The sequence below is a fragment of the Curtobacterium sp. TC1 genome (assembly GCF_019844075.1).
Lineage (GTDB): Bacteria > Actinomycetota > Actinomycetes > Actinomycetales > Microbacteriaceae > Curtobacterium.
This window is the reverse complement of the sequence record NZ_CP081964.1, coordinates 613715-625796: the sequence shown is the minus strand read 5'-3', so window position 1 is coordinate 625796 and position 12082 is coordinate 613715. Positions and strand designations below refer to the sequence as shown.

Sequence of the window (12082 nt, the reverse complement as noted above, 5' to 3'; positions counted from 1 at the left end):
CTCGCCCGCGCGCATCGTGAGCAGAAATGGTCGGGTGGCATCAGGCCACCCGACCGTTTCTGCTCACGAAGTGCTGCGCCCGAGGGGCAGCGACACCATCTCGCCGCCGAGGAACCGCAGGTCCTCTGGCGGCAGCTCCGCACGGGCATCGGGGTCGATCGCGTGGGACGCGTCGTCGCGGGGGACGAAGCCGATCCTCTCCCCGGCGGTCAGGTCGGCGGGCGACCCGGTGTTCCGCGACAGCGCCCACACCACGTGGTGGCCCGGTTCCCGCAGGTCGACGGTGGCGAGCACCAGCCGAGCCAGGTCGTCGGGCGAGCTCCACATCAGGAGTGCTCGCGACGACGACGGCTGCTCGCCGAACGCCCCGATGCGCGCCGAGACGATCGACATGTCGTACCGGTCGGCGAACAGGCTGCCGAGCAGTTCCATCCCCGCCTTCGTCACGCCGTAGTAGGTGTCCGGTCGCGGCAACCGGTCGCCCGGGACGCTCCCCGGTTCGTCGAGCGGTTCGGGGACCCGCCCGACCGCGTGGATCGAGCTCGCCTGCACCACCCGGAGCACCCCAGCTGCCGCCGCCCGCTCGAGCACGTTCTTGGTGCCGGTCAGGTTCGCCGCGAGCAGGTCGTCCCACGCGGCCTCGGTCGGGATGCCGGCCAGGTGCACCACGGTGTCGACCCCGGCGAGCGCGTCGTCCAGCGCAGCCGGGTCGTTCACCGACCCGGCGACGAACCGTTCACCGGCGACCACCGGGTCGTCGGGCGTCCGTTCGTCGAGCAGCACGAGGTCGTGTCCGGCCGCCAGGAGCCTGGGGCGGAGGGCAGCCCCGATGCGTCCTGCGGCTCCGGTGATGAGCAGCGTCGCCATGCCGCGGACGCTACCCGCGGCGTGCGAGCAGTTCCCTCAGGTGGTCGACCACAGCGTGACCGCCCGCCCCACGCCGCCCGCTACGATCGACGCACGAGCCAACGGAGGTCGAAGCGCATCATGGGAGACGGCAAGCCCGCGACCATCTACGACGTCGCCGCACGCGCCGGGGTCTCCAAGTCCCTCGTCTCCTTGGTCCTGCAGCGTTCCCCTCGGGTGAGCGACCAGCGCCGGGCCGCCGTGCTGACGGCCATCCAGGAGCTCGACTACCGTCCTTCCACCGCGGCGGTGTCGCTCGCCGGCACCCGCAGCCGCACCATCGGCGTAGTCCTCGACGACTTCCGGAACCAGTGGTTCGTCGACCTGCTCACCGGCCTGCGCGAGGCGCTGCAGGACCAGGGCCACCGGCTCGTCGTCGCGGACCGCTTCCTGAACACGGGGCTCGACGCCTCGCCGGTCGAGGGCTTCCTGTCCATGCGCGTCGAGGGCATCGTCATCGCCGGCGAGCCGACCACGGACCTCGCGATCCCCGCGTCGATGCCGGTCGTGATCGCGGGCGGGCGCGTGTCGATCCCCCGCGCGGACACCGTCGCGAACGACGACCGTGCCGGTGGCGGGATGGCTGCCGCCCACCTGCTCGACCTGGGGCACACGCGGCTGGGATTCCTCGGTGCGGGTTCGGCGGCGTCGCAGGAGCGCCGCGCGGGCTTCGAGGGCGCGGCAGCCACAGCGCCCGCAGCAGCCGGACCGGTGACCGTCGCCGTCGCGGTCCTGCCCGGCGAGCCCACGGAAGAGGCCGGGTCCCGCGCCCTCGGCGCCCTGCTCGACGAGCACCCGGACGTCACCGCGGTGTTCGCCGCCAACGACGTGATGGCCCTCGGAGCGCTGTCCGAACTCGCCGAGCGCGGACTCCGCGTGCCCGAGGACGTCTCCGTCATCGGCTACGACGACACCCCCGTCGCCGCGACGCGCTACGTCGGCCTGACGAGCATCGACGACCGCAGTGTCGAGATCGGCCGCGGCGCTGGCGAACGCCTGCTCGCGCGCATCGCGGACCCGGGTCTCGCGGCCACCGAGTCGCTCGTCGAACCCCGCCTCGTCGCGCGCCGCACGACCGCCCCGCGCTGACGCGGCGGATCCCGCCGACACCTCGACCGGGAGGCCCGCCTCACGCCCGCCACGCCCGCTTCGTGAGCAGGAAAGGTCGGGTCCAGGGCCCGTACCCGACCATTCCTGCTCAGGAAGCGTCCGGCAACGCGGCGTGCTGCACGATCCACGAGTGCATGACGATCGCGGCCGCCGCCGAGGCGTTGATGCTCCGCGTCGACCCGAACTGCGTGATCTCCAGGTGTCCGGACGCACCGGCCACCGCTTCGTCGGTGAGCCCTGGACCTTCCTGACCGAACAGGAACACGCACCGCTCCGGGATCGCCGCGGTCTCGATGCGCTCGGCGCCCGGGGTGTTGTCGATCGCGATCACCGGGCGTTGCTCGTCGGCCATCGCGGCGAGGAACGCCTCGACGTCGGGGTGGTAGCGGACGTGCTGGTACCGGTCGGTGACCATCGCGCCGCGCTTGTTCCAGCGCCGCCGCCCGATGATGTGGACCGTGCCGGCCAGGAAGGCGTTGGCGCTCCGCACGATCGACCCGATGTTCAGGTCGTGCTGCCAGTTCTCGATCGCGACGTCGAAGGCGTGCCGGCGGGTGTCGAGCTCGGCGACGATGGCGTCCATCGACCAGTACCGGAAGTGGTCGAGCACGTTCCGGGAGTCCCCCGCCGCCAGCAGCTCCGGGTCGAGGCGCGGATCGTCCGGCCAGGGGTCCGGGTGCGGGCCGACGCCGTTCGTCGTCAGTTCGTGCGACGGTTCGGGCGCAGTGGTCACCGCACCAGCGTACGGCCGGGCGCGGGGAACCAGGGTCCCGCCGCCGGGGCTCAGGCGGTCCGGGCGACGCGGGACTCGATGCCCGCGATGAGCACGTCGAGCCCCAGGTCGAAGCGTTTGTCGTACGAGTGCTCCCCCAGGATCTGCCCGACGAGCGTGTGCCGCTCCGGCCGCCCGGTGTCGTCGTCGCCTCGCCCGATCTGCACGGAGGTGTGCCCGACCACGAAGTCGTACACGACGAAGAACGTGTACATCGCCTCGACCTCGGGCAGCCCGGCGTCGCACAGCGCCCCGACGACCTTCGCCACGACGGCGTCGGACTCGGTGGACACCAGGGCGCCGCGCCGACTGTGCGACTCGAGCACCAGGGGGTGGGTGCGCATCAGGTCGCGGAAGGTCCTGGCGAACACCCGGACGACCGCGTGCCACTCGTCCGGCCAGACGAAGGTGGCGGTGAACTCGTCGACCGTGCGGCGCACGAGTTCGGCGTGCAGGTCGTCGAGGCCGCCGATGGTCCGGTGCACGGTCATCGGCGCGACGCCGAGCCGCACCCCGAGCGCCCGGAAGGACAACCGGTCCAGACCGTCCTCGTTCGCGATCGCGGTCGCGGCGTCGATCACCTGCTCGCGGCTCAGGACGTTGGGCCGGCCCCGGCGTCGTCGCGGCGCCTCCTCGACCAGGTCCGGCACCGCGGTGGGGCGGGGCGTGGCGGTCGGGGATCCGGGTTCGACGAGCACGGCGGGTTCTCCTTGATTCGGTACGTGTCCCGAAAAGCCTAGGGCAAAGCCGAGTGGCGTTCGGTGACTCGACCATCTCGGGTCCGGAGCCGACGCGCAAGAGCCGATCCGTGCCTCCCGGCCTTCTCCGAGCCGACACCGAGCCGGGCCGTCACGGGTGCGCAGTAGGGTGAGGCCATGGCGACCCGCGACGACGTCGAGTGCTGGCTGACCGACATGGACGGCGTGCTCGTCCACGAGAACCAGGCGCTCCCCGGTGCCCCCGAGCTCATCCAGCAGTGGCTCGACGAGGGCACCGAGTTCCTCGTCCTGACCAACAACTCGATCTTCACGCCGCGCGACCTCAGCGCGCGGCTCCGCTGGTCCGGCATCCACGTCCCCGAGGAGCGAATCTGGACGAGCGCCCTCGCCACGGCCGACTTCTGCAAGTCGCAGATGCCCGGTGGCTCGGCGTTCGTCATCGGCGAGGCCGGCATGACCACCGCCCTGCACGAGGCCGGGTTCATCATGACCGAGACCGCCCCCGACTACGTCGTCGTCGGCGAGACCCGCAACTACTCGTTCGAGGCGATCACCAAGGCCGTCCGCCTGATCCGCGACGGCGCCCGCTTCATCGTCACCAACCCCGACGCCACCGGCCCGTCAGCCGAGGGCGTCCTGCCCGCGACGGGTGCGATCGCCGCGATGATCGAGAAGGCCACCGGCAAGCAGCCCTACGTGGTCGGCAAGCCGAACCCGATGATGTTCCGCTCGGCGATGAACCGCATCGGCGCGCACTCCGAGAACACCGGCATGATCGGCGACCGGATGGACACCGACGTGCAGGCCGGCATCGAGGCCGGGCTGCACACCGTCCTCGTGATGACGGGCATCAGCGACCAGGCCGAGATCGACCGCTACCCGTTCCGTCCGAGCGAGGTCATCTCCGGCGTGCACGAGCTCGTCCGCACCGCCCCCTTCGAGGTCGAGCTGTAGCGGTGCGCTGGGACCCGTCGCGGTACGCCGCGTTCGCGGACGACCGCGGGCGTCCCTTCCACGACCTGGTCGCGCAGGTCGCGTGGTCGGCGGACACTCGGGAGGCCCCGAGTCGCGTCGTCGATCTGGGCTGCGGTCCCGGGGCCCTCACCGCCACGTTGGCAGCGCGGTGGCGTTCGTCGCAGGTGGTCGGGATCGACAGCTCGGCGGAGATGCTCGCGTCAGCTGGGACCGACCCCGCCCTGGCGGACCTGCCGAACCTGTCGTTCGAGCTCGGGGCGATCGAGGACTGGACGCCCGGGCCGACCGACGACGTCGTCGTGACGAACGCGGCGCTGCAGTGGGTACCGTCGCACGTGGCGCTGCTGCCGCGGTGGCTCGACGCGATGCCGTCCGGGTCGTGGTTCGCGATGCAGGTACCGGGCAACTTCGGGTCCCCGTCGCACGCGCTGATGCGGTCGATCGGGGCCTCCGGCCCGTGGGCCCCGGCGCTCGACGGTGTGCTGCGGTCGGACCCGGTGCTCGATCCCGCCGGCTACCTCGGCATCATGCTCGACGCCGGGTTCGTGGCCCGCGCCTGGGAGACCACCTACGCGCAGCTGCTGCCGGGCGAGGACCCGGTGCTCGACTGGGTGCGCGGCACCGGGTTGCGACCCGCTCTGGCTGCCCTCGACACCGCCGACCCCTCCGGTGCGCTGACGGCGGAGTACGTCGACCGGTACCGGGCGGCGCTGCGCGAGGCGTACCCGGCGAGCGCCCACGGCACCGTGTACCCGTTCCGCCGGGTCTTCGCCGTCGGCCGCAAGCCCTGACGGACGGCTCCCACCGGGCTCTGCCGCGCTGGCGGGGCGGGCCGGGCGCTGCGCACAACCAAAGTGCATCCGCGCCGCGTTTTCGCGCGGCTCGGACGCACTTTGGTTGTGCGGCACGGAAGCGCGCCGGGCTCTGGAGCCGGGCGCGGCTACCGGGCCGTGGCCGGCGCTGCCAAGTCGCCACGGGCCTCCAGGGCGAAGGCCGCCATCGGAGGCACCGAACGCCACCGCTTCGCCAGGCGACGCGGACGGTCGTCGCGCCACGCGACCATGCCGCCCGCGACGATCCCGAAGCCCAGCACGGCGAACGAGAACAGTCCGATCAGACCGAGGACGACGACGCGACCGGTGTCCGACGGATCGGCGGTTGCGGAGTACCCGATCGACCCGAAGTCCCAGAACGCGTGGAGCAGCACCGGGACGAGCAACGAACCGGTGACCCGTCGGGCGACGTACAGCGTGGAGCCGAACGACGCCGCGAACACGACCTGGATCAGCGTCGGCCCGATCCCGGCTCCGGCGAGCGCGTTGAGCAGGTGCAGCAACCCGAACAGCACGCACGACAGCGCCCACACCCCGAACTCGGGCACCCGGCGCCGCAGCCCGACCAGGAGCATGCCCCGGGCAATCAGCTCCTCGAACACCCCGACGAACAGCACCCCGACGGTGAGCAGCAGGAAGTAGTGCGCGGGCAGCGCCGTCCAGTCGATCAGGGGCAGCCGCACCAGGCACACCACGAGCACCAGGGCCGGGGCCAGCGCGGACCACCGCAGTGGCGTCCGGGTGCGGTCGACGGTTGCGATCCGCCACCAGCCGAGGCCGGTGACGACCACGGCGAGCGCGACGGCGGCGATGCCCTCGGGGACGACCAACGCACGGACGACGCTGTCGACCGTCTGGCCGAGCGTCGGGTAGTCGTCGCTCGGCCGTGACCGCCACGCGCTGATCGCCGCGAAGACCACGAGCGGCGCGAGGCCGATGAGCAGCGAGGGTGGGACCGGCCAGCGGCGACGACGGGGTTGGTGCACGTCCCGGTTGTACCAGTGCAGCCGTACGATTGGCGGTATGCGCCTGCCCTCGTTGTCGACCATGGCCGAGGACTACGTCAAGCTCATCTGGAAGGCCGGGGAGCGCGGCGGCGCCGGACTGGCCACGCGGGACATCGCGGCGACGCTGAAGGTCTCGGCCTCGACGGTGTCCGGCAACCTGAAGAAGCTCGACCGCGACGGCCTCATCGAGCACACCCCGTACTACGGCGTCGTGCTCACCCCGCTGGGGCAGCAGGTCGCGGTGGCGATGGTCCGGCGGCACCGGCTGATCGAGTCGTTCCTGGTGTCACGGCTCGGCTACACGTGGGACGAGGTCCACACCGAGGCAGAGGCGCTCGAGCACGCGGTGTCGGAGCGGTTCCTCGACCGGGTCGACGCCGACCTGGGGCACCCGACGCACGACCCGCACGGCGACCCGATCCCTGCAGCGGACGGCACCGTGCCCGCCACGCTCGGCGTCCTGCTCGGTGCGATCGAGCCCGGTGCGTGCGGGACGGTCGACCGGGTGTCCGACGATGACCCCTCGTTGCTGCGGTACTTCGACGAGCTCGGGGTCGGCCTCGGCACCCACCTGCGCGTCGAGCGGGTGCGGGACTACGCCGGGGTCATCGCGGTCTCGCGGCGCGGGGAGGACGGTGCCGAGGCGCTCGTCGACCTGCCGGCCGCCGCCGCGACCGCGATCTGGCTGGCCCCCGACGCCGACTGACGGGCGCGGGCGTGCCCGCGCGTCCGGCGCCCCCGTCCGGTGCCCCCCCCGTCCGGTGCCCCCCGTCCGGTGCCCCGTCCGGTGAGGTTCCGAAATCTCGGAACCTCGACGCGCCCAGGGGCCGTCCGTGGAACCTCGGCGTCGCGCACGCGGCGTGTTGTGGAACCTCGAGCGAGCCTCGCGGCCGAGACCGGCCCGCCTCGCGGCCGAGCCCGGCCCGCCCCGCAGCGACCGGCCCGCCCCATGTCGACCGGGAGGCCCGTGGCCGTGTCCGCAGCGGGCCTCCCGTCCGTCAGCCGGTGCCGTCCACGGCCGCACTCACCCCTTGGCGGATCGGGTGCGGCCGAGCGCCACCTCGCGCCGAGCCCGCTCGAGGGCGAGCGCTGACGCAGCGTCCGGGTCGTGCAACAGCCGCTCGGTGTCGGCGACGTGGTCCCGCACACCACCGGAGCCGCGATCCGCAGCCGCCGCGAGCACCGGCGCCACCGTCTCCTCGCCCAGCCCGACCAGTGCCCGCGACAGGCTGAGTCGTCGTTCACGTGGACCGACCCCGAGCTGCACCGCGAGCGTCCGGGCGAGCTCAGCCCGCTCGTCGTCGGGCACGAGTGCGACGGCGGTCCGCCAGGCGGCCCGGAGCACCTCGTCGTCGTGGTCCGCGAGCATTGGGCGCACCGACGGCCACGCCGCTGGGTCGCCGACCTTCGACAGCGTGTGCAGCGCCTGGCTGCGGGCCTGCGGTTCGGGACGGGCGAGCTCGGGGAGCACGCGCGCAACGACGTCGTCGGACGGGTGCCGGGTGAGCGCCCACGTGAGCATGTCGCGGACGAAGAAGTCCGGTTCGACGGCGCACTGTTCGACGAGCACGTCGAGGTCGCCCGCGTCCGGGGTCGTCCCGGCTGCCATCACGGCCTGCAGGCGAACCGAGGATCGGGGGTCGGCGAGGGCATCGGTGAGCACGGTCATGGCTCCATGCAACCCGCAGCCACCGGGGCCGTGTCAAGCCTCGGGGCATAGCGTCGGCAGCGGAGCGGTTCACACGGAGGACCGCTCGCCCGACCACGAAAGGACCCCGTATGCCCCGCATCGGTACCAGTGACCTCCACGTGTTCCCCCTCGCCCTCGGCGGCAACGTCTTCGGGTGGACAGCGGACGAGTCGACCTCCCACCAGGTCCTCGACGCCTACACCGCGGCGGGCGGCGACTTCATCGACACCGCTGACGTGTACTCCGCGTGGGCTCCCGGCAACGAGGGCGGCGAGTCCGAGCGGGTCATCGGTTCGTGGCTCGCGGCCTCGGGCAAGCGGGACGACGTCGTCATCGCCACGAAGGGTTCGCAGCACCCGCAGTTCCAGGGCCTCGGTGCGGACACCGTCGCCGCTGCCGCACGTGCCAGCCTGCAGCGCCTGGGTACCGACCGCATCGACCTGTACTACGCGCACTTCGACGACCAGTCGACCCCGCTCGAGGAGACCGTCCGCGCCTTCGACCAGCTCGTCAAGGACGGCATCGTCCGCTACACGGCGATCTCGAACTACTCGAAGGACCGCGCCGAGGAGTGGATCCGCATCGCGACCGAGAACGGCCTCGCGCAGCCGGTGGCGATCCAGCCGCACTACAACCTGGTCACCCGCGAGCCCTACGAGTCCGAGATCGCGCCGCTCGCCCACGCGCACCGCCTCGGCGTCGTGCCGTACTTCGCACTCGCCGCCGGGTTCCTGACCGGCAAGTACCGCTCGAAGGAGGACTTCGCCGGTAAGGACCGCGAGGGCCAGGTCTCGGGCTACTTCAACGACGAGGGACTCGCCGTGGTCGACGCCCTGTCCACCATCGCCGAGGCCCGCGACACCGAGCTCGCGACCGTCGCCCTGGCATGGCTGCAGGCACAGCCGGACGTCGTCGCGCCGATCGCGAGCGCCCGGAACACCGAGCAGCTGCCGGCGCTGCTGGCCTCGGCGGAGCTCGAACTCAGCGCCGACGAGCTGCAGACCCTGTCCGACGTGTCGGCGAAGGTCCCCGCGTCCGCCTGACCCGGCGAGCGCCCGACCCCGAACGACATCCCCGACGTCGCACGACGTCGGGGATGTCGTTCGTTGCACACGCGGGCATCACCGGCGCGCAACCAGCGACGAGATCGATGTCGTACGACGTCGACGGTGTCGTTCCACGTCGACCACCCGCAGCAGCCCGTACGCCCCCTACGCCCCCGGCGCCAACGACGCCGTGAGCTCCTGCCCCGACGACCGCGTCACGAAGCACGAGATGAACCGGTCGCCCTGGTCCCACGTCGCCTGGTCCGGCGCGTACGACCCCTGCACCTGCACGTCCCCGACGGCCGCAGCCGCCGAGGCGTTCAGCGCCGCGTCCGACTGGCACTGGTCGGCGGCCTGCGTCGCGAGGGCCTCTGCCCCCGGGTACGCGTCCCCGTCCACCGTCAGCCGAGCGGTGAGCTGCCCGATGTGCGGCGTCGCGCAGTCGACGACCGTGAAGCTCTGCGCCCAGGCGTTGGTGAACGGCGACAGGCACTCCCCGCCGGCCAGGTCGGTCCAGGCGTGCTCGCCTGGCAGCGCGGGCGTGGTGGCGAACTGGAGCGTGGCAGCCGGAGCAGCGGCCTCGTCCGAGGGGGCGGCGGACGCCGCGGCCGAGGGAGTCGCGGGCGCCGATGACGCCGCAGCCGATGACTTCGTCGGCGCGATCGCCTGGTCCGCGATGTTGTTCCCGAGGATCCACTTCGACAGCAGGAACACCAGGACGATGAGCACGACGATCAGGGCGATCGAGCCGTAGACGAGCAGCTGCTTGCCGCGCTTGCCCTCGCTCCGGAGCCGTGCAGCACCCTGGTTGATGAAGTTGTCACGCTCGACCGGCTGCCCCGACGACACCGGAGCAGACGACGTGCCAGCGCCGGCGCCCACCCCTGCACCCGCACCGGCCACTGCGGCGGACGGCACCGCGGCCGCCGGCATCATGCGCGTCCCGGTGTCCTCCGGGTCGTACCCCGTGCCACCGAGCTGCCCGACGGCCTCGGTACCGAACAGGTCCTTGATCGCACTCGTGTCGCTGGTCTCGCGGCCGTCCCACTCGGACTGGTCCAGCTCGTCCGGCGCAGCGGCCGGCAACGCCGCGGGCTGCGCACCGGTGTCGTCCCGGCGCAGGCCGAGCACGGCGTCCAGGTCCTGGCCCACGGCCGGTGGCAGGTGTGCCGGGTACGCGGGCGACGCAGCGGGCTCGACCAGGGGCGGCGCAGCGGTCGGCGGCACGGTCGCGTCGGGTTCGGACCACCAGGGCGTGCCGGCGACCGGCAGCGCGGTGGTCGCGGCGTCCGGGAGGCCCGTGGCAGCGTCCGCCCCGTCTCCCTCGGCGGCCGAGCGGGTCGTGTCCAGGGCTTCGGTCGGCTCCGCGGGAGTCGCCGGCCGCCCGGCAGCACCATCCGCGGTCGGCACAGCGGGAGCCGGCACGGCAGCAGCCGGCGGCACGGCAGCAGCCGGCGGCACCGCAGCAGCAGTCGGGACGGCCGGCGGCACCGGGAACGTCCGCTGCGCCCGAGGGACGCCGTCGACCGGGGTGTCGACCTCGCCGGAGACGACCTCGTCCTCGGCGTCGGTCTCGTCCGCCAGCGACCACGAACCGCCGCCACCGAACGCCGTCGTGTCGAAGGAGTCGCCGGTCAGGGTCGTCGGGACCTCGCCGGTCTCGTCGTCGCGGATGGCCCAGTCGAAGGGCCGGTCCGGTCCGGCGCCCTTCGTGGGCACGGATCCCGTGCCGGCGATCCGGAGCAGGTCGGTGAAGCTCGGCGGCTCCTCGGACGGGGGCAGCACGTTCTCGACGCCGAGCGGCTGGTGTGCGACGGGCCCGGTGGACGGGACGGGTGCGCCGGGGCCGGTCGCACGGCCGAGCCAGTCGACGTCGGCACGGCCCTCGCCGAACGGGTCGACGCGGCGACGCTCGTCCTCGATGGCCTTCGACGCCGCAGCGCGCTCGTCACGGTGGGTCTGCGCGGTGGGCAGCACGATCGACGACGGGTGCGGCGCGGTCGGGTTCGGCGGCACGACGGCGGCCGGCGGGATGCGGTCGTGCAGGGTGGAGCGCTCGTGCTCGGCGGCGGCGTCGGGGCTCTCGGACGGCGCCGACAGCTGCTCGGGCATCGAGATGGCCTGCGTCGCACCGTCGTCCAGCACCGGAGCCGCCGCCTCGAACGGCTCGGGCAACGGTGCGCCGGTCTCCCGTGCGGTCCGCTCGGCCTCGCGGCGTTCCCGGCGCGAGGGCCAGTCCTCCTCGCCCCGCGGGGCGCCGAAGATGTCCGCGGCACTGCGGAGACCGTGGAACGGAGCGTCCGGGTCGGACGCGCGCCGGGCCTCCTGGCCGTCGACCCCGTCGGCACCGTCGGCCGCTGCTGCGGGGCCGGCCGTGTCCTCGGGGTCGCGCGCGTCGTCCGGACGCTCCCCGCTCACGCGGTCAGCCCCAGATCAGCCAACCCGATGGCCGCGAAGTAGGGGTACCCGGCTGCCTCGATGGTCTCCTTGGCGCCGGTGTCGCGGTCGACGACGACCGCGACGGCCGCGACGATCGCGCCTTCGCGCTCGAGCGCCTCGGCCGCCTTGAGCGGCGAGCCGCCGGTGGTGGAGGTGTCCTCGAGCACGACGACGCGCTTACCCGTGAGGTCCGGGCCCTCGACCTGCTTGCCGCGGCCGTGGTCCTTCGGCTCCTTGCGGACGACGAAGGCGTCGTAGGTGAGGCCCTGTGCGGCGGCCTGGTGCAGCACGGCGCTGGCGATGGGGTCGGCGCCCATGGTGAGGCCGCCGACGGCCGAGACGTCGGGCACCTGCTGCACGAGCTCGGTCATGACCTGTCCGATCAGCGGCGCGACCCGGTGGTCCAGGCTGACCTTCCGCAGGTCGATGTAGTACGTCGCCTTCTTCCCGCTGGTCAGGGTGAAGTCGCCGTGGAACACCGCTTCGGAGGAGATGTACTGGATCAACTGTTCGCGCGCGTCGGTCACAGCGCACAAGGGTAGCCGGTCGGGCTCGCAGCGCGCTCCCCCGGTCTGTGGGGTCGTC

General features: G+C 72.9%; 12 protein-coding genes. 5 read left to right on the top strand and 7 right to left on the bottom strand.

The genetic code is table 11. The features are described 5' to 3' along the window. Positions 1–63: 63 nt before the first annotated feature. The gene (locus KZI27_RS04140) at positions 64–867 is read right to left on the bottom strand and encodes an NAD-dependent epimerase/dehydratase family protein (RefSeq protein WP_222659436.1); all 804 of its coding nucleotides are present in this window, start codon (positions 865–867) and stop codon (positions 64–66) included. Between the two features lie 120 nt (positions 868–987). Between KZI27_RS04140 and KZI27_RS04135 the strand changes: the two genes are divergently transcribed. Beyond that, positions 988–1995 carry a LacI family DNA-binding transcriptional regulator gene (locus KZI27_RS04135; protein ID WP_222659435.1) on the top strand — a complete coding sequence of 336 codons (1008 nt, stop codon included), beginning with the start codon at positions 988–990 and terminating at the stop codon, positions 1993–1995. A 109-nt stretch (positions 1996–2104) separates the two neighbouring features. Here the strand turns inward: KZI27_RS04135 and KZI27_RS04130 are convergent, their stop codons facing one another. Together KZI27_RS04130 and KZI27_RS04125 are read right to left on the bottom strand one after the other, a co-directional pair. Continuing rightward, entirely contained in the window at positions 2105–2749 is a 645-nt protein-coding gene (locus KZI27_RS04130; protein WP_222659434.1) for a TrmH family RNA methyltransferase, read from the bottom strand. Between the two features lie 50 nt (positions 2750–2799). Further along, complete coding sequence (locus KZI27_RS04125; RefSeq protein WP_222659433.1) at positions 2800–3486, bottom strand: TetR/AcrR family transcriptional regulator; 687 nt, start codon at positions 3484–3486, stop codon at positions 2800–2802. A 177-nt stretch (positions 3487–3663) separates the two neighbouring features. On the opposite strand from KZI27_RS04125, the gene KZI27_RS04120 reads away from it, so the two are divergent. Next, entirely contained in the window at positions 3664–4461 is a 798-nt protein-coding gene (locus KZI27_RS04120) for an HAD-IIA family hydrolase (RefSeq protein ID WP_123310397.1), read from the top strand. Between the two features lie 2 nt (positions 4462–4463). Next, a complete protein-coding gene (locus KZI27_RS04115; protein WP_222659432.1) occupies positions 4464–5273 on the top strand; it encodes a methyltransferase domain-containing protein in 810 nt (269 codons plus the stop codon). Between the two features lie 149 nt (positions 5274–5422). Here the strand turns inward: KZI27_RS04115 and KZI27_RS04110 are convergent, their stop codons facing one another. Continuing rightward, complete coding sequence (locus KZI27_RS04110; protein ID WP_222659431.1) at positions 5423–6301, bottom strand: CPBP family intramembrane glutamic endopeptidase; 879 nt, start codon at positions 6299–6301, stop codon at positions 5423–5425. 37 nt (positions 6302–6338) lie between these two features. On the opposite strand from KZI27_RS04110, the gene KZI27_RS04105 reads away from it, so the two are divergent. Further along, positions 6339–7028, top strand: coding sequence for a metal-dependent transcriptional regulator (locus KZI27_RS04105; protein WP_222659430.1), 690 nt, complete (start codon positions 6339–6341; stop codon positions 7026–7028). 318 nt (positions 7029–7346) lie between these two features. On the opposite strand, the gene KZI27_RS04100 is transcribed toward KZI27_RS04105, so the two are convergent. Further along, positions 7347–7991, bottom strand: a complete 645-nt coding sequence (locus KZI27_RS04100; protein WP_222659429.1) for a HEAT repeat domain-containing protein — start codon at positions 7989–7991, stop codon at positions 7347–7349. A gap of 110 nt (positions 7992–8101) precedes the next feature. On the opposite strand from KZI27_RS04100, the gene KZI27_RS04095 reads away from it, so the two are divergent. Continuing rightward, entirely contained in the window at positions 8102–9055 is a 954-nt protein-coding gene (locus tag KZI27_RS04095; protein WP_222659428.1) for an aldo/keto reductase, read from the top strand. Between the two features lie 168 nt (positions 9056–9223). Here KZI27_RS04095 and KZI27_RS04090 read toward each other — a convergent pair whose 3' ends face one another. Both KZI27_RS04090 and pyrE read right to left on the bottom strand, forming a co-directional pair. Beyond that, positions 9224–11476, bottom strand: a complete 2253-nt coding sequence (locus KZI27_RS04090) for a septum formation family protein (RefSeq protein WP_222659427.1) — start codon at positions 11474–11476, stop codon at positions 9224–9226. Next, the gene (gene pyrE, locus KZI27_RS04085) at positions 11473–12024 is read right to left on the bottom strand and encodes an orotate phosphoribosyltransferase (RefSeq protein ID WP_222659426.1); all 552 of its coding nucleotides are present in this window, start codon (positions 12022–12024) and stop codon (positions 11473–11475) included. The genes KZI27_RS04090 and pyrE overlap by 4 nt, the downstream gene beginning before the upstream one ends. Between the last annotated feature and the right edge of the window lie 58 nt (positions 12025–12082).

Excerpts from the sequence above, each read along its gene's own strand:
- KZI27_RS04140 (WP_222659436.1), bottom strand. The coding sequence starts at position 867 with ATGGCGACGCTGCTCATCACCGGAGCCGCAGGACGCATCGGGGCTGCC.
- KZI27_RS04135 (WP_222659435.1), top strand. The coding sequence starts at position 988 with ATGGGAGACGGCAAGCCCGCGACCATCTACGACGTCGCCGCACGCGCC.
- KZI27_RS04120 (WP_123310397.1), top strand. The coding sequence starts at position 3,664 with ATGGCGACCCGCGACGACGTCGAGTGCTGGCTGACCGACATGGACGGC.
- KZI27_RS04105 (WP_222659430.1), top strand. The coding sequence starts at position 6,339 with ATGCGCCTGCCCTCGTTGTCGACCATGGCCGAGGACTACGTCAAGCTC.
- KZI27_RS04100 (WP_222659429.1), bottom strand. The coding sequence starts at position 7,991 with ATGACCGTGCTCACCGATGCCCTCGCCGACCCCCGATCCTCGGTTCGC.
- KZI27_RS04095 (WP_222659428.1), top strand. The coding sequence starts at position 8,102 with ATGCCCCGCATCGGTACCAGTGACCTCCACGTGTTCCCCCTCGCCCTC.